Here is a 23,673-nt window from a genome sequence, read left to right as displayed (position 1 = left end):
AGAATTATATTCTTGAAAAATTTAAAAGTAGCTAATTATTCATAATAAAAAAACCTACGAAGCTTTAACTACTTCGCAGGTCACTGTGAATACAAATTGTATCATTGCTCTAATCACTCAAACTCTTCACCTCTTTATAAGCAATATAAAGAGCAGCAAAGACTCCGATCAGAGAAAATATTACTGTGAAGAGCTTGTCTGTGTTGTATTTCTCATCCAACCACACTCCTCCAAAAGCGCTAAAGCCAATAACAGCAGCCATCTGAAACACTAATCCGCTGAGTCTGGCATAGGTTTTAAGATACTTTCTCCTTTTTTGATTTTTCTTCTCCATTTATGTTTTTTACACTACCTCTCATGGTACAGGTAGCATCGAAAGTTGCCCCGGGCTCTATCGCCAGTTTTCCTACTACCACATCTCCGGTAACTTTTGCTGTAGATTTTAATGACATTAACTCACTAACCTGCATCTTTCCGGCAACCGAGCCTTCAAGTTCAGCATTAGTACAAATTATAGTTCCTTTTACAACGCCGGATTGTCCTATTAACACACGACCCTTTGTTTCGATCGTTCCATCAATAGTTCCATCTATTCTGAAATCTCCATCAGACTTAACATCTCCAACAATTGTTGTCCCTGCAGCCAGTACATTTCGTTGACTTCCTACCTGTGTTGTGCTTTGCTCTTTCTTCACGTTTTTTTCTTTTGAAAACATAATAATTATTTATTTTCTATACTCTTAAAGTATACATCTTCGTTCTTTTTGCGTTGCAAAATATTAAAATTATATTTAGAAATAATAAAAGCTTTAATATTTTTAGTACTTAATTTACTATTAATTAAGCTATTCGGTAAAAACTCCCTCTTAAAGTCTTCCGCTACTTCCCAGCTTTGAAAGTTATATATTACAAATACGTCCTTTTCGTATGAAAAATTACTTCTCTCAGTCTTCAACCTTTTTTGCCAAACAATTTTAGCTATTGAATTTTCCAGTTCCGAAAAATCAACTTCTTTATCTGCCAAAATCACAATTCGGGGAGAATCTTTTTTACCTAAATCAAACTGATATTTATTCTCTTTATTTAATTCGCCCAGATATTTTTTTGCTCTTTCCGACACTTCATCATTAGGAAAATTATACATGACGTATTCCAAAGCCTCCTCAAACTCACGAGACTTACCAAGTTTTCCTATGGCAACTGCCTTTATCAACTCAACTTTAGGAATCAGCTCATTTGCAGGAAAATTACTTATCAACTCATCTGAACTGACAATAACCGCTCTAAAATCTCTTTTATCTAGATTTTTTAATACATCCTCATATAAAAGATCTACCCTTTCTTTTTCGGATTCAGTATTAACCTCATTGGGATTCAATATCATTTCGGCATACCTGCTATCGGGATAACTGTTCAATATTATATCCTTATATTCCTTTTCTTTATTTACATAACCAAGCCTGTGATAGTTCTTATATAAATAATAATAAACCGGAAGTTTAAGATCCTTATCCGGCTTATAACCCAACAGAGTTTCTAATGTAGTAGCGGATAATTCATACTTCCCAAATTGTTCATTATATATTAAACCTAAAGCATAGTATGCAAAATCTCTATCTGCCTTCATAACATCAAGAGTATCCTGACTGGTTGGAATCTGCTTTGTATAATACTCAACGGTATACAATGGATTTACAAACTCCTTCTCCTCCCCTTCTTCTACTGGAATTTCTTCATCCGTTTCTTGCTCACCTTCTTCTCCCTCAATTTTTGAAACTAAAGTATTTACCGGCTTAGACAAAATCCTCCATTGATCCTGCAAAGGTCTGTCTCCCCATCTTTTATTAAACTCCGATTTACCATATTCGAGAGTTACCGGATTGTACATGTAAAAAGAACTTCTACTTCCACCGGAATAGCTACTTGTAGTACTCGAAGCATTTTCCAGTGCTAACTTAGCCGCTTCTTCAGCCTCAGCAATTTTTCTGGCCTCTTCCTCCTTCAACCAGACAATATGATTTTCAAAAAAATCAATTCTTTCCTGATCGCTCATAGCAGATAATTTCAATATACTATCATTTTCCTCTGCTATGGTAATGAACTTTATAACATTATTGAGTTGTTTTCGTTTTCGCGAAACATCTTTATAATTTATGTATGATTTAGACATTACGGCAAGCGTACTGTCGTAATATGATGCTGCATACTTATATTTTGCCTGATCAAAGTATACATTACCTAACTGTTCAAAAGCAACTCCTTTTTCATATTTTTTACCTTTAGCCTCTGCAATAGATTTCTTAAGGTTTTCTTCGGCCTCTTCATAATATTGATCTTTAAAATATATACTTCCAATCTGATAGTAAATTTTTTCCAGATCGTTCTGATTTTTCTTCTCATCAAGCATATCTTCTAGAGCCTCTACATATAATTTAAGGTCATTCTGATCTATATCAAAATTTTCGGCTTTGTCTAATTTTGCATGTAATACATATTTATAAGGCGACCCGAATTCAATAACATCTTCAAATGCATCAGTAGACTGCGACTTTCTGCCATCGAGTCTGTATATCTGTCCTAGTATATATGCATATCTGGTTTTAACCCTCACGTCCTTCTCCAGTTCAACAGCCATTTTCATCTGCTTAATAGATCCGGGATACTTTTTCTGCTGCAATAAGGCATCAGAATAATGAGCATAAAGTTCAGGTTTAAACTCTTTGGGCATATTCTGATTATCGAGCATATCTTCTATCTCGCTAACAGCGAGAGCAAAATTACCAAGTTCGATTTGAGTTTTAGCAGACCACAACAAAGATTCGTAGTAAGCTTCTCCTCCTCTAAAATTTAATTTAATATAATTAAAAGCTTCTAAAGCAGGTAAAAATTTAGATTGATAATAACGGGCTTTACCCAAAAGAAGATAGGATGCGTCCATATACTTATTCTTCTCGCTTCCTCCTATGTTCATAGAATGCTTTTGAATAGCTTTTGCAGCTTTCTCGTCTGCATTTTCCAAATGGCTCTTAGCCCTCATTGCCTTCATTCCAACCTCAAATGGAGATACAGGCAATATTGTTCTGAAATCATCCTCGAAATTATCGACAATAATTTCTTCAGCTTTCTCTAAACTTACATTACCATTATACAACACATTATAAACTGTGGTTGTATTGTGATAACCTCTGTTAATTAACTTATCCTTATGAGTAGAGCAAGAAGAAACAATGATGAGAACACCAAGTACAAGAAATATTTTGTTAAAATAATTATCTCTTTTATATAAAGAATCCTGTTTTCTTTTTTGAATCATGTATTAATAATTTGTGTCTTATATCTGCCTGATGCTGAACAAAAAAAATTTACTTACTAAACATCTTTAGTTCATAATCATTTAATTTCAGTACTTGTAAAATATTTCCGAACAAAATAACCACCTGTCTAAATAAGTATTAATTTACCATCGTTCCAGACCATATTTATTTCCGGATAAAAATAGAATAAATACATAAACAATAACGTAAAAAAAACGAGCATATTTTTAGCGGAATAAATTTCATTAAAATTGTTGAAAATATAGCACTAAAGCCAGCCATAGATAACGATTAAAAAAAAATGAATCTTTCCCCGACGGAGTAATACTGAATAAAATACATCATGCTGGTAAAATATAACTATATCTTTTCGATATTTGCAAAGTAATAAACTAACTCAAACTATTCTCTAAAAGAATAATTAATAAGCTAATAAATGGTTAAAAAAACCGATAAAAATAAACTAAAGCGTAAACTAACACATAATTACCGTTTGGTAATTAGCTCTGAGGATACCTGGGAAGAAAAATTTTCATTGAGGCTAAACAGGCTCAATGTATTTGTAAGCTTTGGACTTATATTAATTTTCCTTATGACTAGTACTATACTTCTAATTGCATTTTCTCCTTTGAGGGAATATATTCCCGGATATAATTCAACCGAACTTAGAAGAAATGCACAAAACCTAGTTTTTAAAACCGATTCGCTGGAAAATATTATCAAGCAAAACCAGTTGTATATAGATAACCTGGCTCTAATTCTCAGTGGTGAAATCGACTCTATTGATATAGAATCCAGAATGACGAAAAATTTGGATTCTATTAACAATAAATCAAACGAATCGATAAATGTTGATTTCGGTGTTCCAAAAGAAGATTCTATTTTTAGATCTGAATTAGAAATGGAAGACAGATATAACATATTTGGTGAAGAAAATAAAAGTGACTTTGTTTTGGTAGCACCGATTAGCGGTAACCTGACTCAGGTTTATGATTCTAAAAACAAACACTACGCAATAGATGTGGCAGTGGAAGAAGGAACTCCGGTAAAAGCTGTTGCCGATGGGACAATTATATTTTCTGAATGGACTTCTACCACAGGGAATGTGATAATATTAGAGCATGAAAATAATTTAATTTCTGTTTACAAGCACTGTGCATCCACTACAAAAGAGCAGGGAGACTTTGTAGAAAGCGGCGAAGTAATTGCCTCTTCCGGATCAACCGGAGAGTTTAGTACCGGTCCACACTTACACTTCGAACTTTGGTATAGCGGTTACCCTGTTAACCCGTCAGATTATATAGATTTTGAATTATGAGCATAAAGGGCAGAGCAGCAAAAGTATATGCAAAATATGTTTCCAAAAAAACATATAGATGGGCAAAGAACCCCGTAGAAACACAAAACAAAATGTTTCAGTACCTTATTAAAAAGGCAAAAGATACTGAGTTTGGTAAGGATCATAACTTTAAAGAGATTAAATCTTATCAGGATTTCAAGAGAAATGTTCCCATAACCGATTATGAGGGAATAAAATCATATATCGATAAAGTTGTAGATGGCCAAAATGACATCCTTTGGCCTGGGAAACCTTTGTATTTTGCAAAAACTTCAGGTACCACATCCGGTGCAAAATACATCCCGCTTACAAAAGAATCGATGCCAAACCACATTAATGCGGCAAAAAATGCCCTTTTACTTTATATAAACGAAACCGGGAACAATTCTTTTGTTGACGGAAAAATGATTTTCCTACAGGGTAGTCCGGAGTTAAAGGAACAAAACGGCATTAACATTGGACGTCTTTCGGGCATTACGGCACATTTTATACCCAGCTACCTGCAACGCAACAGGATGCCATCGTGGGAAACTAATCTTATTGATGATTGGGAAGAAAAAGTTGATGCTATTGTTGAAGAAACCTTTAATGAAGACATGCGACTTATCTCGGGAATTCCTCCCTGGATGGTTATGTATTTTGAGAAGCTGGAAAAAAAGACCGGAAAAAATATTGGCGATCTATTCCCTCATTTTTCACTTTTCATAAACGGTGGAGTAGCGTACGAACCTTATCGCAAAAAATTTGAACAATTAATTGGCCGTCACATCGATGTTCTTGAGCTGTACCCGGCTTCAGAAGGATTTATTGCCTATCAGGACTCACAGAATCAGGAAGGCATGCTTCTTCTTCTCAACAATGGAATGTTCTACGAGTTCATTCCTGCAGATGAATTTTTCGACGAAAACCCAACAAGGCTGACAATCGGAGAAATTGAATTAGGAGTAAATTATGTATTAATTCTTAATACAAATGCAGGTCTTTGGGGTTATAATATTGGAGATACAGTTGTTTTTACATCGAAAAAACCATACAGAATAAAGGTTTCAGGAAGAATTAAACATTTCATATCTGCCTTTGGTGAGCACGTAATAGCTAAAGAAGTTGAAGATTCTCTCAAGGCCGCTATTGAAGGTTGCAATATCAGAATAAATGAATTTACTGTTGCCCCTCAGGTTAACCCTGAATCAGGATTACCCTACCATGAATGGTTTATCGAATTTGAAAATGCTCCTGACGACATCGAAGATCTGGCATTAAAGATTGACAAATTCCTCTGCGAAAAAAACACCTATTACAACGACCTTATTTCCGGAAATGTTCTCAGGTCGCTAATCATAAGGGCAGTTGAAAAAAACGGATTTAATGAATATATGAAATCAATTGGTAAACTAGGGGGGCAGAATAAAACTCCCCGATTATCGAACAATCGGGATATCGCAGACAAGCTCGTAAAACAACTTATTGTGTAAACACAACTTATAAAAACAGGAAGACAAAATATTGTCTTCCTGTTTTCATTTATTCCATTTGTTTATAATTCGAAAACCTCCCATGGATTCTTAGCTGGAACTTTAGCATCCAGCTCCAAAACTTCTCCGCTGTCAAAATCACGAAATTTTAATTTCCAGGCATGTAAGCAAACTTCATTGCTGAAATACTCATCATTACTCCCATATTTTTCATCACCGAAAATGGGAAGTCCTATAAATGATAGTTGTGCCCTTATCTGATGAAAACGACCCGTTTGAGGCTTAACCTCTACTAAATTCAACCCTTCTGTTTTTCTTATAATATTATAAAAAAGAAGACAGGCTTTACTGTCAGGAACTTTTGTTTTATAAATTTTCGCCTTCTTGTTTTTTAAATCCTTTTCTAAAAAATGAGACAATGTTCCTTTTGGTTTCTCTGATTTTCCACCCGTAATTGCCAGATAGGTTTTCTTGATTGTTTTCTTCTCTAACTGAGTATTGAAATACTTTAACGCACTCTTTTTTTTAGCGAATAAAACTATTCCGCTGGTTACCCGATCTAATCTGTGTACAACCCCCACGAAAGGGTTCTTTTTTACTTTTTGCAAATAAACATATACCCGATTCTCCAATGAATCTTCGTAAATATTCTTCTCGGTAATTAATCCGGATGGTTTATTTACTACGATATAATCTTTTGTTTCGTGAAGTATTTCGAGCATAGGCAAATTTACAATAAGAATTCGCTTTCCAAAATTCTGTTTGGTAACATTACATAAGTTGCGTACCTTTAATTATACGCAAACATTTGGCAATTAAGAAATTAAACTCCGGCTTTTTACAAATTAAACTTAGTAGAAATTATTCAAAATAATCAAAATCAGAAATCATGGCTGATAAAAATAACCTTTCTGTCGTTTTACCCGTACTTGGAACCATAATAGTTGCGATACTTGGTGGTGTATTTTCTATACTGACATTTGTATCTCAAAAAAAGGCGGAGACAAAACAAAAAACTACAGAATTTAAAGTAAAATTAATAGATAAAATTATCAAGGAAAATACACGCGAAAAAAGCATAGAAAATATTGAATTCTTTATTGATGCCGGATTGATCGAAGATGAAGAAGGTAAATTAAAATCTGTACTGGAAAATCAGGAAAACATTCCCAGCTATTTTACTATTCCTGAATTTTTTAAAGGCTTTAGCATTGTCTACCCAAAAAATAACGAAACAAAAAATTTGGGCACTATAGTAATTGGAGGAGGCTTTACAGGTTATCTTGATTCTCACATATATCAGTTATGGATAGTTGCAGAAGGAGACGATGGAAAAATTATAGCAAAAGAACCTGCATTAATTTCAACTTCGCATAAATGGAAAGCAAAAATAAATATTGAGAAAGCGGGGAAATACACTTTAGTAGCTTACCTGACCATGAAAAATAATGTAAACACCCTTGGTAAGGAAATAACGGGCAATAAGGCAATAATGGATCACGAAAACTTATGGGTAGTTGATTTTGTAAGTATCGCAGTTAAATAATTTGGGAGTATTTAATCAAACAAAGGACGTAAGGTAAATATACCAAACGCCCTTCATCACAACAACTAACAACTTCTTCAAGTTTAAAGTTCAAAGACACCTGCCTGCGTGAATCAGTCAGGCAGGAAAGTTTAAAGGATAAAACCCTCTACACTCTTTTATCTTTTGCCTTTTATCTTTTATCTTTTATCTTTTGCCTTTTATCTTTTGCCCTATAACTAAGCCTCTATCAAATTTCTTTTTGATAAAACTTCATTTTCGTAATCCTGAACCGATTTAATATAATCAGCGTTGGCAGGAACACCTTTTTGCTCACAATAGTAATTCCATACTGCGCCAAACGGCATAGTCTTTAATTCTTCAAGAAGAGCCAGACGTTCGAAGTTTTTACCTTCTTCCTCGTATTTTACAAGTTGCTCTTTAGGCTCTAACAAGGCAATTAAAAATGCTTTTTGAGTAGCACGTGTTCCTACTATGTATGCTCCTACTCTGTTTAAACTTGCATCAAAGAAATCCAAACCGATATTTACACGGTCAAGTGCATTTGAACGTACTATTTCTTGAGCTATAAGAGTTGTATCATCGTTTAATGTTACAACGTGATCACTATCCCATCTTACTCCACGAGTTACGTGTAGCAATACCTCATCAACATATTCCAAAACAGACGATATTTTATCTCCAACCTGCTCAGTCGGATGGAAGTGCCCGTTATCAAGACAAATTAGTTTATCGTTTTTAACAGCATATCCCATGTAAAAATCGTGAGAACCTACAACCATAGATTCAGAACCAATTCCAAACAATTTACTTTCTACAGCATCTTTTAAATGCTCTTTCGGATACTCTACTTCGAAAATTTCATCAAGAGATTTTTTCAATAATTTTCTGTGTCCTGCTCTGTCAACAGGAGTATCTTTTGATCCGTCAGGGATCCATATATTATGAACACAGGCAGTACCTAACTGCTTCCCCATTTCGGCACCGATTTTTCTACACTGTTTTACGTGGTTTACCCAAAAGGTTCTGACTTCTTCATTTTTACTTGAAAGAGTGAAACCGTCATCTGATTTTGGGTGAGAAAAACAAGAAGCGTTAAAATCCAATCCTATTTCTCTTTCTTTCGCCCAATCAATCCAACCTTGAAAATGCTCTACATCAATTACATCTCTATCAACGAATTTTCCTCCAAACTCTCCGTAAATAGCGTGAAGATTTAATCTTTGTTTACCGGGAATTAAAGACATAGATTTATCCAAATCGGCACGCATCTCTTCTATCGAAGTAGCTTTCCCCGGATAGTTTCCTGTTACCTGAATACCTCCACCTCCAAGCTCTGCATCGGGAGTTTCGAATCCTCCTACATCATCGGTTTGCCAGCAGTGTAAACTAACATTTACATCATCTAATTTCTTTATTACCTCATCAGTATTTACACCTAATTTTGCATATTCGCTTTTTGCTAATTCATATGCATTTTTTATATTATCCATAGTAATTTTATTTTATCAACTCTATTTATTTTTAATGAAAATAAATTAAAACCTACCCTATTCCGGCATACTATTTATCCCTATTTTGCATCAGGATATAACCGAATAATTACTGTTTTATATTATATTACAAATGTGATTTTAATGTGATAAAAACGCAATACACTTTTTGGCATTTCGATATCACTTTTTGACTAATATTATAGTTTTACAAAAAAACAGTATCCTAATAACTATATAATTCAGGCACCTATGAAGAACCATATTAAATACCTTGCCGTAGGAGAAGAGGATAAAAAGTGGGATATATTTATTAACGCAATTGGAAGCTCCAAGATTGAAGAAGGAGAAGAGTACCCTCCGAGGAAACACCCTTCTTCATATTATTTCACTTGGAACAATGGAAGAATATTATCAGAATTTCAAATTATATACATCACCCAGGGCAACGGTACATTCGAAAACAAATATGCAAGCTATGATGTTTCAGAAGGTAGTTTCATAATTATTTTTCCGGGAGAATGGCACAGATACAAACCTAAATCAAAAAATGGCTGGACCGAAAACTATATTGGTTTTGAAGGTAAAATTGCAGAACACTTTATGAGTCAAATTGGAATAAGCCGCAAAAATCCAATAGTGAACAGTGGAATAAAAGAGCAGTTTATTGACTGTTATATGAAAATTTTTGACTTAGTTGAAAGTGAGTCTCCAGGTTTTCAATTAATATCCAGTGGACTTCTTATTAAATTAATGGGCTTGATAGTTGCCAATAAAAAAGAGGAAGAATTAGAAGGTGAAAGTATCTCTGAAATTATTGATAAAATTAGATTCATAATTCGCGACAACGTTGAATCGGAAATTGTAATGCAAGAGGTTGCTGCCAATTTCAACATTGGATATTCATATTTTAGAAAGATGTTTAAAAAATATACCGGGGTATCACCTAAACAATATCACTTGCAACTTAAAATTATGAGGGCAAAAGAACTATTAATTTCAACAGATAAAAGTGTAAAAGAAGTCTGTTTCGATCTTGGTTTTCAATCTACATCTTACTTTTCAAGGATTTTTAAACAAAAAATGGGAGTTTCCCCTATTCAGATAAAAGAAAAAATGGAAAGTTATCCGGATGTTCTATAGTGTTACTACTACTGAATTTAAACAAACAAAAAAAAGCGACTTACACACTACCTGTCAAGCACTTAACATACATGGTTTTTGTTTTTTTACTATGCGTGCATAATTTTTTACCTCAGTTTCTTTCATAATAATGTCGAATTCTATATATTCGCTAAACAGATTTTTACTAAAAAATTATTTCTAGTATATAATCACTAACTCAGATAGTTAATTCTAGAGAACACATATAAGTGAAACGTAAACTAAGTAATATCACCTATCCTTATATCTCAAAAAAATTAACTTCATTTTGTCAAATTAAGTAATTACTACTAAACAAAATCATTAGATATGAAGGTATTAGTTTGTATTGGTCACGTACCTGACACTACATCAAAAATCAATTTCACGAATAGCGATACAGAGTTTGATTCAAACGGAATACAGTATGTAATAAATCCGCACGATGAATTTACTCTTGCAAGAGCAATGACATTAAAAGAAAAACAGGGAGCTCAGCTAACTGTTATTAATGTGGGACCTGCTTCTACAGAGCCTACACTTAGAAAATCTTTGGCGATTGGTGCTGATGATGCTATACGTGTTAATGCCGAACCTAAAGACAGTCTATTTGTAGCAACACAAATAGCTAAAGTTGCGGAAGAAGGTGGATACGATCTAATAATGGCCGGAAAAGAATCTATTGATTACAATGGGGGGATGGTTCCCGGATTAATGGCAGCCATTATGAACAAACCTTTTGTCAATGCTGTTATTGGTCTTGATGTGGATGGAAATAAAGCCACGGTAGTAAGAGAAATAGACGGAGGTAAGGAAACTGTTAGCGCAGAACTTCCGATGGTAATTGCCGGACAAAAAGGACTTGTAAAAGAAGAGGATCTGCGTATTCCGAACATGAGAGGAATTATGATGGCCCGTAAAAAACCATTGAAGGTTGTTGAACCCGATGGAGATATTAAAATGACTGAATTTGTTAAATTCGATAAACCTGCTGCAAAAGCTGCCTGTAAAATTGTCTCTTCAGACAACGTAGGAGAATTGGTTGATCTACTTCACAACGAAGCAAAAGCTATTTAACAAAAAAACACTCAGATGCCGAAGTAATTACAGGCAAACGGAGTTAATTTATTAATCATCAAAATTTAGAAAATATGTCAGTTTTAATATATGCAGAATCATGGAATGGTAAGTTTAAGAAAACCAGTTTCGAAGCAGTTTCTTACGGTGTTGAATTAGCCGCCAAAATGGAAACAGAGGCAATTGCCGTTACAATAAATTCGGAAACTACCGAAGAATTATACAAATACGGAGTGGCTAAAGTAATTCTGGTAAAAAACGAAGATCTTAATAATTTTGCAGCAAATTCATTTTCCGACACTATTAAGCAGGTTGCCGATAAGGTATCCGCTCATACAGTTGTAATGTTGGCTTCTTCGAACGTAAATTCATTTGCGCCTGTCCTGGCTGTTAAATGGGATGCCTCATTAGCTACAGGTGTGATTGCAGAACCAACATCTCTTGACCCTTTTACCGTTAATCGAAAAGTATTCTCGAACAAAGCACATGCAGATGTAGTTTTGTCAAAAGAAAATAAAATCCTTGTAGTAGCTCAGAACTCTTTTGGTATTAAAGAAAATGAAGTTGCCGGATCAACAGAAGAACAAAGTGTTTCTGCAGCAGCTCCAAATCTGGTAAGTGAATCAGTTGAAATGGCAAGCGGTAAAGTAAACCTTATGGATGCTGAAATAGTTGTATCCGCAGGTAGAGGGATGAAAGCCGCTGAGAACTGGGGGATGATCGAAGAGATGGCAGATATACTTGGAGCCGGTACAGCTTGTTCAAAACCCGTATCCGATATTGGATGGCGTACTCATGAAGAACACGTTGGTCAGACCGGTAAAAACATTGCGCCAAACTTATATTTTGCTATTGGTATTTCAGGTGCTATTCAGCACGTTGCAGGTATTAACTCTTCAAAAGTAATTGTAGCGATCAACACCGATGATGAGGCTCCGATATTTAAGGCCGCAGACTATGGTATAGTTGGTGATGCATTTAAAGTTGTACCTGAGCTAATTGAAAAAATTAAAGAGCTTAAAGGCTAATTACAATTATTATTGTAACTTGCCACTCTAATGATAATTAAGGCCGGTAGAGAAATTAGAAGTTGAAAATTCTACATGATTTGGCTTCTGAATTCTCTATCGGCTTTTTTATTGATGATTTAGTAAGCGTATATACAGGTTTGCAAAGAAACACCAAATTCATTATATTTATTTTTACATGAGTTTAATAAAACTTTCAATAAAAGGAATATCGTATAGTCAAACCCAGACAGGAGCCTATGCTCTTATTCTGAGTGAAGAATTTGGTGACCGAAAACTCCCTATAATTATTGCTAAAGCTGAGGCTCAATCTATTGCTATAGCATTAGAGGAAAACATAAAACCTCCAAGACCGTTAACTCATGATCTGTTTAAAAATTTTGCAGATAAGTTTTCAATAAAAATAAAAGAAGTAATCATCCACAAACTGGTCGATGGTGTTTTTCATTCAAGTCTGGTTTGTACACGTGGTAACGAAGAAGTACTTCTCGACTCCAGAACTTCGGATGCAGTTGCACTGGCTATTAGATTTAAAGCTCCAATTTATACTTATAAAATTATTATTGAGCAGGCGGGTGTAACTCTTAATCTGGAAAACGAGGAAAACGAAGTAGTTGAACAAAAAGAAGAAAAAAAAGAAGAAGAACTACTTTCTAAAATTGAAGACATTTCAAAATCGGAAGACAGTAAGTTTTCGAACCTAACAATTGAAGAACTTAACCAGTTGTTAGAGGTTGCCATAAACGAAGAAAATTATGAAAAGGCAGCTCGTATAAGAGATGAAATAGATAAACGAACGTTATAAAATGAAGAAATTATTTAGCCTACTCCTACTTACCCTTTTTACTTTTTCACTTAACGCACAAGAAAAAATTGACACGATTTTACCTTCTCAAGGTTTAACCTTTAGTGGAGTTATCAGGGGTATTATCGGGCTCACAGTAATTATAATTATTCTGGTCTTATTGAGTTCTAATAGAAAAGCTATTTCCTGGAAAGTAGTTGGTATTGGACTTGGCTCTCAGATTATAATTGCCATTGGTATTCAAAAAGTACATTTTATTCAAAGATTTTTCGAGGGTGCTTCCAGCTTTTTTGTAATGGTTTTAGATTTTACAAAAGCCGGTAGCGAATTTCTTTTTGGAGGAGTTGAAGGCTTTACAAATATTGGGAAATATGGTTTCATATTTGCTTTCCAGGTATTACCTACAATAATGTTTTTCTCAGCCTTAACTTCAGTTTTATTCTACCTTGGTATTATTCAAAAAGTTGTTTATGGTCTTGCCTGGGTTATGACAAAAGCCATGAAGATATCAGGAGCTGAAAGCTTATCTGTTGCCGGTAATATATTCTTAGGACAAACAGAGTCTCCTCTTATGATAAAAGCATTTTTAGACAAGATGAATAAGTCGGAAATACTTTTGGTAATGACAGGAGGTATGGCAACTTTAGCAGGAGGAGTATTGGCTGCATACATCTCTTTCCTCGGGGGTGATGATCCGGAGATGAGACTACTATTCGCTAAGCAATTATTAATGGCCTCAATTATGGCTGCACCGGGCGCTGTGATAGCCTCTAAAATACTTGTTCCTCAAACTGAAACCATAAATTTAGAAGTAAAGGTATCGAAAGAAAAAATTGGCAGCAACATTTTAGATGCCATGTCTACCGGTACTACTGAAGGTTTAAAATTAGCAGCAAATGTGGCAGCAATGCTCCTGGTATTTGTTGCATTTATTGCAATGTTTAACAGCATTATAGCCGGAATTGGAGACATTTTCAACTTAAACCAATACGTAGTAGAAATTACTAATGGAAAATACGAAGAACTTTCTTTACAGTTTATTTTAGGATATGCCTTTGCACCGTTAATGTACCTTATCGGGGTTGACTCAGCAGATATAACTCTGGTGGGAAGACTACTTGGTGAGAAATTAATTATGTCTGAATTTATTGGATATATAAGCCTGTCGGAACTAAAAGATGCCGGAGCATTTCTGGAACAAAAATCAATTGTGATATCAACTTTCATGCTTGCCGGTTTTGCAAACTTTGCTTCTATCGGAATTCAAATTGGAGGTATTGGATCATTAGCTCCAACACAGAGAAAACAATTATCGGAATATGGTATTAGAGCCCTAATTGCCGGTACTGCAGCTTCTTTAATCTCTGCTACAATTGCCGGCACAATAATAGGATAATAATATTTCACTAAAAATATACATTATTCCTGAAATATATTACAAAACATGATATTTAACTCCTCATAGTTTCTTTAAAAATATGAGATGTTGACACCAAAGTATTATCCCTTTTTGAATTTTGTGTATTTTTACATAATACCACAGGCTAATGAGATTACAAAAAACAAGGCAATTCATAATCGAAAAACTGCATCATAGATTTGTAGACAGCACATATTATCATGGAGTTTCACATTCTCTGGAAGTAGAAGAAGCCTGTATTGATATTTGTAAAAGCGAATTAAGCATAAGTAAAAATGATGCTGAGCTGTTACAGATCGCTGCCCTGTCGCACGATATCGGACATTCTGAAAAAAAATGTGGCCACGAACAATTAGGATGTAATTTTATTACTAAAAACCTGCCTGTTTACGGGTATAGCGATAAGGAGATTGAACTAATAAGAAGGTTAATCTTAGCGACAAAATTTCCCCATGAGCCTAAAACTAAATTAGAAGAAATAATTTGCGATGCGGATTTATCTTATATTGCTTCGGGATCATACCACGATCAGGCTGATAGACTGAGAAAGGAATTGACTGAACTATTTGATCACAAATTCGACAGTAATATAGAATGGTTGAAATACCAGTTAGATTTTTTGAAAAACCACAAATTCTTCACTGAATATGCCATGAATTATTTTGAACCCGTAAAAAAAACTATCATCAGTGATATAGAAGAAAAACTAAACTCAAATAGTTGAATTTGAAAAAAATATTATCCCCCATATTATTTATTATTCTTAGTATTTCTGCATTTTCTCAGGAAAGCAAAAATACTGATATATCACTGATGGAACAACTTAACTCTGCTGACCTCGATACTATAGTAAAACCTCATGTAATTAAAGTAAATACTGCATCAAGGAGCTTAAAAACCATCAATGAATTACCGGTTACATCATACGTAATAACGCAGAAAGAAATTCAGGAAAATAATTACCGTACACTTACTGATGTTCTAAAAAACATACCCGGTGTCAGAATCTCCCAACCCGGTGATTCAAGAAATGGGGAAACCTTCATAATAAACGGATTGCTTGGAAACCTATATACCAAAATACTACTCAACGGGATTCCTATAACACCAAGTGGTGCCCCCGGAATGCCAATTGCCGGACAATTGCCAATCAGACAGGCTCTGAGAATTGAATTTATAACAAATCCATCTTCAGCTTTATACGGAGCAGATGCAATGGGAGGAGTAATCAATATCATAACCGAACAAAATCAAAAAAGAGCAACCTACGGAAATGCAATATTTGCAATTGGTGACTATGGTTATAACGAAATAAACCTTATGCTGGGAGGAAGGATAGGTAAAGATAAAAATATTCTTAAGTATAATTTTATCGCGAATCATTCCGATCAAAGCGACCTGAACACTAAAAGCAACTACAATAATCTATACAACATCAACAACTACATACATATTGACACTGCCGGTCTTGGAAATAATTCTTTATTTGAAGGTACTGCAACAAACCCGCAGCTGGGAAATCTGCCGAGTCAAAACTTAATGTATGGAATTGGAATAGAATATAAATCATTAAAGTTTTCGATGTTCCACCTTTCAAGAGAAGCACATAGTGCAATGGGTAACCTACCTTATTACACAAGTTACCAGCTTCCCGACAGTTATTGGGGTGAAAGTATAAACAGATATAGCCTCACATATGAGATAGCCGCAAATAATTTCAATTCTCAAACAATTTTATCATACCTGCGATATAGAATTAATAACGGCTCTAATGAACTGGTGGTAAATCCCATACATGGAAATGAAACCGGACTAAATTTCAAATATGGAGCTTCCGACGATATCAATTTTGACCAATTATTTAATTATAAAGTAAATAAGAAATCTAACATCGCTTTTGGGGCAAACTTTATCTATTCCGGAAATTTACCTATTTACCAATCACTTAATAAACCTTTTGATCTGGGTGCGTATAATTCTTTTTCAAATCATCTGAACTCTAACGAATTCAATTATTATATTTTAGAAGAAGAACAGTTAAATTTGATGAAAAATATATTCGGAAATGATTATCAGGATTTTTCTCCGTTTACATTCTATCAATTCGGTATGTTTGGTCAATACGATTACTCTACCGAAAAGCTGAATTTATTATTAGACTTAAGGTTTGATCGCCATTCAATATATGAAAATTCAATTAGCCCAAGAGCTTCTATCCTTTATAAGATTACACCAAAAACAAGTATAAAATCAACCTATACTCTTGCACACAAATCGCCTTCTTCCTACTTTAAGTACTCCAACTATGCCAAACCAAATTTGCATACTAATTACTTCCCATTACCGAATTCTAATATGGAAAATGAACGATTACAGGCTATAGAATTGGGGATTAAATACTCTCCTTCTGCAAACAACAGTTTCGAGATATTATCAAATTATTATATCCGAAATAATGAAATCATTTTTTCCTTTTCAAATCCTGATATAAATGAATCAATAGTATCAAGATACGGATATTATGGTTACGTAAACAACAAAGACAATGGTTCCACTAACCTGTCAATTCAGGGTATTGCCAGACTAAAAAACTTAATTCCTTCGGCTAATTTCGACCTCGATGCATCAATAACCTATCAAAACAGAACGGAAACAACAAATCCTGACATATTACGATATGATTCATATAGATTTCAACCAAGCTTATTGTTCAGGGTGGCAATGAAATTAAAGGTTTACAAAAACATCAAACTTATTACCAATATTTATGGGAATAACCAGTATAACAACACATACTACGAATTTTTCTCGGAAATATTCCCTGAAGAATCTATAAGTACTATACTAACTGATGAAAGTAATGCAGCAATATGGACTGATCTTTCAATAAACTATCAAAGCAACAGTAACTTCAGTTTTTACACAAGAATAAAAAATATATTTAATTCTAAATTCTCAGGAATTCAAACTGCAGACCCTTTAAAAGGGCTGTATTACACACCGCAAAATGGTAGAATGATTGAATTTGGAGCCAAGTTTAAAATGTTTTAACAAGTAAGATTTGCTGACAGAAAATTACACATACAAAGTTGATTATTATAAAAGGATATTTATCTTTTTAGTACTTGTTGTATTCCAAAGTCAACTGTTTTCGCAAACCATTGACAACAATATTGACTCATTATTAACAGAAGCTGAAAAAGAAACTGTTACTGCCAATAAAATAAACCTTCTTACTGAGGCATTTGAACTCTCTCATAATAATTCAATATATGAAAAGGAGGAACAAAGTTTATTAAAACTTATTGAGACTTTTAGAGATTTAAAATTAAGAGAACAAACATACGGTTACCTTCTAAAATTAAAATACCTGTACAATAACAAACCTGATTATGAAAAACTGGCCGGAATAAACTATGAAACCGGTGTTATATTATTCACCCTCGAATTGTATTCAAATGCAAGAATCTACTTTTTAGAACTGGAACAATTATTTCATAATTTCGATAATATCTCAATAAAACAAAAAAGCTTAAAATATTTAGGAGATATTTCATCCATCAACAACCGACATGAAGAGGCATTAATTTGGTATAAAAAATCTTTACAACAGGCAAAAAAAGAGTTTAATACAGAACAAATATATAGGTTATATCAACTTATTGGATTGGAGTATCAGAAATCCGATATGATTTATGAAGGAATTGAATATTACTCAGATATATTAGGACAACTGCCTCTTTACGCTTCTAAAAGTATCAGGGGAATACTTCACAACAATTTGGGAGTATTATACACTAAGACGGGTGATCTGGAATTATCTGAAATAAACCTGGAAAGAGCCTTGGACTTAATTCCTCAAGAAGAAGAATATGCTGATATATTAGCCAGAACAAACATAAATCTGGCAGTTATTCTACAAAAAACGAACAGACAAAGTGATGCACTGAATCGTACGCGTCAGGCTACTTTCCTTTCTAATCTAAGTAAAAATGAAATACTTAAAAACGAAATTAACTACCTCACATCTAATATATACTTTTACGTTGCCGACTATCATAATGCTCTTTTATACATCGATGAAACAATTGAGAGCAGCAGGATAAACAATACTACTGAGCTCACTTCCAAAGCACTGCTGTTTAAGTCTAAAATTTATGGTGCGATGGGAAGTTATGAACAAGAAAGGGATTTTAAATCGAATTATCTGGAGGAGGAAAATAATATCACTAACGAAAACAAAGCACACGAAGCCAAACTAAATTCAAAACGAATTAATATAGAGCGAATTGAAAAAGATGCACTTGTGTTCCAGAAAAAATCAGCAGAAGAAATAGCCGATAAAGAAAGAATAAAAGCCGATTTAGAGGCTCAAAAAGCAAGAGAATCCAGAATACTTAGAGATCAGGCAATTGCAATTGCGCAGCATGAAGTAGATAAAAACCGAATTATCGAAATTGAAAAAGATGCGGCTCTAAACAAAGCTAAGCAGGATTCTTTAACAGCTGTAAATGCATTGGTACAGGAGGAGATAGCAAAACAAAAATCTAAATCAGACTCTATTAACACAGCATTAGCCATACAAAAACAAAGAATAGCACAAAAAGAGGTCGATGCTGCCAACGAAATTCTTAAACGATCGTATTTAATTGCAATATTGTTGGGGGCTATTCTGATCATAATTATTGTGGGAATGCTTTACCAGCGTCGTTTGAACAGCCAGATAAAAAAAGAAAGAGACAAGTCGGACAAGTTACTTTTGAACATTTTACCAAAAAGAATTGCCAACGAGCTTAAACATAATACAAAAGTTGCACCCCGTAAATATGAGTCAGTTTCTGTATTGTTTACTGATTTTACCGGATTTACAAATATTGCAGAAGAACTCAGCGAAGATGAACTGATAAAAGAGCTGGACAGATATTTCAATGAATTTGATAATATCATAGAGAAACATAACCTGGAAAAAATTAAAACTATCGGGGACTCTTATATGTGCGCAGGTGGCGTACCCTCTCCAAATAATTCTAATGCAATGGATGCGATAAATGCAGGACTTGAAATTGCGGAATTTGTTACCAAAGACATTGAAGAAAAAAAGAAATTTAACATTCCCTATTGGAATATCAGAATCGGTATTAATACCGGTCAGGTAATAGCAGGAGTAGTAGGAAGTAAAAAGTTTGCCTATGATATCTGGGGTGATACTGTAAACACAGCGAGCAGGATTGAATCTAACGGACTGGAAGGCTTTGTAAATATTTCGCAAAGTACTTACGATCTGGTGAAAGACAATTTCAACTGCATATCAAGAGGCATGATCATTGCAAAAAATAAAGGTCCTGTTCCGATGTATTATGTAAAAAATAAGATTGAGACCTAAAATTCAATTTACCCACAAACTAATCTTCAATATAATCAATGCTATTCAAAATTAAACCGGATGCAGGGGCTATATAATTAAAAGGCGACTCTTCATCGCCCGACAAAGAAATTTCAAGTTCTTCCAAATTAATATCTCCCCTTCCCAACATCAATAATTGTCCCATCATCAGTCTTACCTGATTTCTCATAAATCCGGAAGATTTTATTCTGAATAAATAACTTTTTTCGGGGAAGAAATTAGCCTTATAAATATCGTTTTCTACAATTTCACTAACAATCATTTCTCTATGAAAATTGGTCTTCTCAGATGGCTTTGTACAGTATCTTCTGAAATTATGCATCCCTAAAAACAGATTAGCCCCTTTTTTCATCAATTCAATATCCAGCTCATAAGTAAAAGAACTCATCAGAGACGAACTAAAAGGATGAGCCTTTTCGCCAAAAGAAAACAGGTACAAATATTCTTTTATCTTAGGAGTATTAATGATATTAAATTTATTATCAACCTCTTTTATGTCAGTTATTTTAATATCAGAAGGCAAATTTTTATTCATCTCTTTTAAAAATTCGGACTCATCTATTTCTTCTTTTAAAAACAACTCAAATGCACTTTGATTAGCCGAAACCAAAGCATCTGTTCTGCTCGTTCCCAAAGTCTTGAAATCATCGTGCCCCAACACAAAACGAACAGTCTTATCTATCATCAGGTGAATAGTTTTCACATCCTTTTGTTTCTGCCACCCGTGAAAACGGAAGCCCAAATATTGTATATGTAGTAAGTAGTAATGTTTATTCATTAAATTTTAGAATATTTCCCTAATTATAAGATGAATACCAATTCTTTCTATCTTACAAAGATCCGCTAAATATTGTATCAAATCCAATTACTTTTACTAAATTTACTATAATATTTACACTGATATTAGCATAATCGCTATATCATAACCAACCTCCTATGTAATAGGTGAAATCTATTACAACAGTCCAAAAAATTTCATCAAACATTATTGCAGACTATATCCGTTTTGAATTTTCAGTATTGAAAACACCTAAACTAAAGAGATATGAAAAATGTACACGTAATCGCACTACTGCTTTTTTTCTTTGCCCTATCAAATATAAATGTATTTGCTCAAACAGAAACTGATACGATAAAGGGTATTAGAAAGAATATTATTACTATGAACGACGGTGAAGAATATGTCGGCCGGATTATCAGTAGAGACAGCTCTAAAGTAGTGGTAAAAACAGATAATGCCGAAATAATCCTCTCCCACATGGATATAAAGTCAATAGAGGATTACGAATACTACGGAAAATTCAAGTTCCCGAATTTACACGATACCAGATACTTTTTTGCTCCTACCGCAATTCCGATAAAAAAAGGAAATGGATACTACCAAAACATGGAAGTTTTACTGAATTTCTTCAATTATGGTATTACAAAAAACATTTCAATAGGAGGTGGATTTGAATTTATCTCTCTCGTAAATGGAAACCCTATCATTTTCTTCACACCAAAAGTTGGTTTCAGGCTTACCGAGAAAATACATGCCGGAGGAGGGGTATTCTTTGGCACGATGATTACTGAAGAAGGCTCTTTTACACTACCCTATGCCGTTACTACCTTTGGATCGTCCGAGAGTAATTTTTCTGTTGGTGGAGGAATAGGACTCACGGGTGGCACTTCCGGCGATCCGGCCATAATGTTCTCCGGAACCCACAGAGTAAGCAACTATATAGCTTTATTGACTGAAAATTATTTAATAACAGGTGAAAATGGTATTTACATAGGTATTCACGGAATAAGAATTATAGCAAGAAAAAATGCATTTGATATTGGTATTGGTTTTGTAACAGAAGCCGGAACACCAATACCTTTTATTGGCTACGTAAGGGTTTTTTAATCTGTGCAGTCTATTTACGGATATCCTGACACAGTTCTATCAATACGCCATTTGTGGATTTTGGGTGTAGAAAAACAATTTTCTTATTGTCTGCACCCTTTTTGGGATGCTCATTTAATACTGTAAAACCTTCATCTTTCAACCGCTCTGCCTCAGCTTCTATATTTTCTACTTCGAAAGCTATGTGATGAATCCCCTCACCTCTTTTTTCTATGAATTTTGCAATAGGACTCTCAGGATTTGCAGCTTCCAGCAACTCTATTTTGTTAGGACCCACCTCGAAAAACGATGTCTTTACTCCTTCCGAAACCACTTCTTCGATTTTATAATTCGCTTTACCAAATAACTTAGTAAATAACTCATTCGACTTTTCGAGGTCTTTAACGGCGATACCTATGTGTTCTATCTTATTCATTTTTCTGTTTTTTTTTGGCATACCCCTACGCATTCGCTGCGGGTTGGGCTATCGGTTATATATTCTTCGACTCCGCTCACAGACTGTGTCAATGACCGGGATTAAAAGGATTCCGCCTCAATTACGAAGTAACCATTAACTCCGAAAAAGTAAACCCCTTGAATAATCTCTCATGCGTTACTAATAAAATTGATAAGTGGTAGAAACACCTAATTTAAATAATTCAACGTAAAAATTACTAAAATTTTGATTTAACCTCAAATAAGATTTATGTTTGCTTTACGTTATTAAGAAAACCATACACCATTAATATGAGAAAAATAATCGCATTTATAGCTCTTACAGCTTCATTAAGCTCTTGTGTTTCTTCGAAAATACATAATGATTTACAGTCTAAATACGACCGAGTATTGGGTGAAAGAGATATTTTGGAAGAAGAAAATATAAACCTCAGATCAAATCTTGCCGACTGTCAGAACAGGTTAAGTAAAGTTAGCCATGAGTTATCGGCATTAAAGGAAGAAGCAGACCTGTTGGGAAGAAAATACTCAGCACTGGAAAAAGATCATGCAGCTCTAAAAGAATCGTATATAATGTTAACAAACAGAAGTGATGCTTTGTTGGCAAAAAATGCTAAAAAGAACTTAGAGCTACTGGAGGAATTAGAAAAAGCGAGAATTCTGTTAGCCGAAGAGGGTTCTAAACTCAAGGCTAAAGAAAAGAAAATTGCCGAGCTTGAATATTTAATGAAAGAGCGCGAAAATACTTTAGCTCAAATGAAGAATAGTTTGTCTGATGCTCTACGTGGTTTCGAGGGTAAAGGATTAACCGTTGAACAACGCAATGGAAAAGTATATGTTTCGTTAGAAAACCGCTTGCTGTTCCCTTCGGGAAGCTGGCAGGTAAATGCACAGGGTAAAGATGCCGTAAACCAACTTGCCGGTGTATTAGCGGTTCAGAACGATATTAATATACTTATTGAGGGACATACCGATTCTGATGCATATAGAGGAAACGGGACTTTAATCGACAACTGGGATCTATCAGTTAAGAGATCAACTGCTATTGTTAGATTGATAATGAATACAAGAGGTATTGACCCTACAAGAATTACGGCTGCAGGTCGTAGTAAATATATTCCAGTTGCTACAAACAATACTTCTGAAGGAAAATCAAAAAACAGAAGAATCGAAGTTATTATAGAGCCGGATTTGAGTAAGATAGAAGCTATGCTTGGAGGATTGTAAAAAAGTGACTAAAGTTATAGAGTACTTAGAGTGCCTAAAGTTGTAATATCAGCTTTAGGCACTTTTTTTTGCGTGAGGGATT

Annotated in this window: 20 protein-coding genes; 13 read left to right on the top strand and 7 right to left on the bottom strand. The window is 34.3% G+C overall.

Annotated features, from left to right (window positions below):
• Positions 1–109: 109 nt before the first annotated feature.
• From ABFR62_03810 to ABFR62_03800, 3 genes are read right to left on the bottom strand one after another with little or no spacing between them, the layout of a single operon-like run.
• Positions 110–334 (bottom strand): AtpZ/AtpI family protein, encoded by a 225-nt coding sequence (locus ABFR62_03810; GenBank protein MEN8137536.1) that lies wholly within the window; start codon positions 332–334, stop codon positions 110–112.
• Positions 297–716: a polymer-forming cytoskeletal protein gene (locus tag ABFR62_03805; GenBank protein MEN8137535.1), complete on the bottom strand. Its 420-nt coding sequence runs from the start codon at positions 714–716 to the stop codon at positions 297–299. Before ABFR62_03805 ends, ABFR62_03810 begins: the two co-directional genes overlap by 38 nt.
• 5 nt (positions 717–721) lie before the next feature.
• Positions 722–3,313 (bottom strand): tetratricopeptide repeat protein, encoded by a 2,592-nt coding sequence (locus tag ABFR62_03800; protein ID MEN8137534.1) that lies wholly within the window; start codon positions 3,311–3,313, stop codon positions 722–724.
• A gap of 437 nt (positions 3,314–3,750) precedes the next feature.
• On the opposite strand from ABFR62_03800, the gene ABFR62_03795 reads away from it, so the two are divergent.
• Both ABFR62_03795 and ABFR62_03790 read left to right on the top strand, forming a co-directional pair.
• Positions 3,751–4,632 carry a M23 family metallopeptidase gene (locus ABFR62_03795; protein ID MEN8137533.1) on the top strand — a complete coding sequence of 294 codons (882 nt, stop codon included), beginning with the start codon at positions 3,751–3,753 and terminating at the stop codon, positions 4,630–4,632.
• Entirely contained in the window at positions 4,629–6,125 is a 1,497-nt protein-coding gene (locus ABFR62_03790; GenBank protein ID MEN8137532.1) for a GH3 auxin-responsive promoter family protein, read from the top strand. Before ABFR62_03795 ends, ABFR62_03790 begins: the two co-directional genes overlap by 4 nt.
• Before the next feature lie 62 nt (positions 6,126–6,187).
• Here ABFR62_03790 and ABFR62_03785 read toward each other — a convergent pair whose 3' ends face one another.
• A complete protein-coding gene (locus ABFR62_03785; GenBank protein ID MEN8137531.1) occupies positions 6,188–6,847 on the bottom strand; it encodes an RNA pseudouridine synthase in 660 nt (219 codons plus the stop codon).
• 167 nt (positions 6,848–7,014) lie between these two features.
• On the opposite strand from ABFR62_03785, the gene ABFR62_03780 reads away from it, so the two are divergent.
• Positions 7,015–7,671 carry a hypothetical protein gene (locus ABFR62_03780; GenBank protein MEN8137530.1) on the top strand — a complete coding sequence of 219 codons (657 nt, stop codon included), beginning with the start codon at positions 7,015–7,017 and terminating at the stop codon, positions 7,669–7,671.
• Positions 7,672–7,889: 218 nt separating this feature from the next.
• Here the strand turns inward: ABFR62_03780 and ABFR62_03775 are convergent, their stop codons facing one another.
• Positions 7,890–9,164: an L-rhamnose isomerase gene (locus tag ABFR62_03775; protein MEN8137529.1), complete on the bottom strand. Its 1,275-nt coding sequence runs from the start codon at positions 9,162–9,164 to the stop codon at positions 7,890–7,892.
• A gap of 252 nt (positions 9,165–9,416) precedes the next feature.
• Here ABFR62_03775 and ABFR62_03770 point away from each other — a divergent pair, with 252 nt between their 5' ends.
• The 8 genes from ABFR62_03770 to ABFR62_03735 all read left to right on the top strand — a co-directional run bounded on the left by ABFR62_03770 (position 9,417) and on the right by ABFR62_03735 (position 20,020).
• Positions 9,417–10,307 carry an AraC family transcriptional regulator gene (locus ABFR62_03770; GenBank protein ID MEN8137528.1) on the top strand — a complete coding sequence of 297 codons (891 nt, stop codon included), beginning with the start codon at positions 9,417–9,419 and terminating at the stop codon, positions 10,305–10,307.
• A gap of 330 nt (positions 10,308–10,637) precedes the next feature.
• Positions 10,638–11,384, top strand: a complete 747-nt coding sequence (locus ABFR62_03765) for an electron transfer flavoprotein subunit beta/FixA family protein (GenBank protein ID MEN8137527.1) — start codon at positions 10,638–10,640, stop codon at positions 11,382–11,384.
• A gap of 74 nt (positions 11,385–11,458) precedes the next feature.
• A complete protein-coding gene (locus ABFR62_03760) occupies positions 11,459–12,412 on the top strand; it encodes an electron transfer flavoprotein subunit alpha/FixB family protein (protein ID MEN8137526.1) in 954 nt (317 codons plus the stop codon).
• Positions 12,413–12,590: 178 nt separating this feature from the next.
• Positions 12,591–13,217, top strand: a complete 627-nt coding sequence (locus ABFR62_03755; protein ID MEN8137525.1) for a bifunctional nuclease family protein — start codon at positions 12,591–12,593, stop codon at positions 13,215–13,217.
• Position 13,218: 1 nt separating this feature from the next.
• Complete coding sequence (locus tag ABFR62_03750) at positions 13,219–14,613, top strand: nucleoside transporter C-terminal domain-containing protein (protein ID MEN8137524.1); 1,395 nt, start codon at positions 13,219–13,221, stop codon at positions 14,611–14,613.
• Positions 14,614–14,764: 151 nt separating this feature from the next.
• On the top strand, positions 14,765–15,361 hold the full coding sequence (locus tag ABFR62_03745; protein ID MEN8137523.1) for an HD domain-containing protein: 597 nt from the start codon (positions 14,765–14,767) through the stop codon (positions 15,359–15,361).
• 2 nt (positions 15,362–15,363) lie between these two features.
• Positions 15,364–17,688, top strand: coding sequence for a TonB-dependent receptor plug domain-containing protein (locus ABFR62_03740; GenBank protein ID MEN8137522.1), 2,325 nt, complete (start codon positions 15,364–15,366; stop codon positions 17,686–17,688).
• Between the two features lie 10 nt (positions 17,689–17,698).
• Positions 17,699–20,020, top strand: coding sequence for an adenylate/guanylate cyclase domain-containing protein (locus ABFR62_03735; protein MEN8137521.1), 2,322 nt, complete (start codon positions 17,699–17,701; stop codon positions 20,018–20,020).
• Between the two features lie 19 nt (positions 20,021–20,039).
• On the opposite strand, the gene ABFR62_03730 is transcribed toward ABFR62_03735, so the two are convergent.
• Complete coding sequence (locus ABFR62_03730) at positions 20,040–20,819, bottom strand: tRNA pseudouridine(38-40) synthase TruA (protein MEN8137520.1); 780 nt, start codon at positions 20,817–20,819, stop codon at positions 20,040–20,042.
• A 267-nt stretch (positions 20,820–21,086) separates the two neighbouring features.
• On the opposite strand from ABFR62_03730, the gene ABFR62_03725 reads away from it, so the two are divergent.
• A complete protein-coding gene (locus tag ABFR62_03725; GenBank protein MEN8137519.1) occupies positions 21,087–21,929 on the top strand; it encodes a hypothetical protein in 843 nt (280 codons plus the stop codon).
• A gap of 10 nt (positions 21,930–21,939) precedes the next feature.
• Here the strand turns inward: ABFR62_03725 and mce are convergent, their stop codons facing one another.
• Positions 21,940–22,344, bottom strand: a complete 405-nt coding sequence (mce, locus tag ABFR62_03720) for a methylmalonyl-CoA epimerase (GenBank protein ID MEN8137518.1) — start codon at positions 22,342–22,344, stop codon at positions 21,940–21,942.
• Between the two features lie 311 nt (positions 22,345–22,655).
• Here mce and ABFR62_03715 point away from each other — a divergent pair, with 311 nt between their 5' ends.
• Positions 22,656–23,591 carry an OmpA family protein gene (locus tag ABFR62_03715; protein ID MEN8137517.1) on the top strand — a complete coding sequence of 312 codons (936 nt, stop codon included), beginning with the start codon at positions 22,656–22,658 and terminating at the stop codon, positions 23,589–23,591.
• Positions 23,592–23,673: the final 82 nt, after the last annotated feature.

This window comes from Bacteroidota bacterium, assembly GCA_039714315.1.
Classification (GTDB): Bacteria; Bacteroidota; Bacteroidia; order Flavobacteriales; family JADGDT01; genus JADGDT01.
This window is presented reverse-complemented; position numbering and strand designations above follow the sequence as displayed.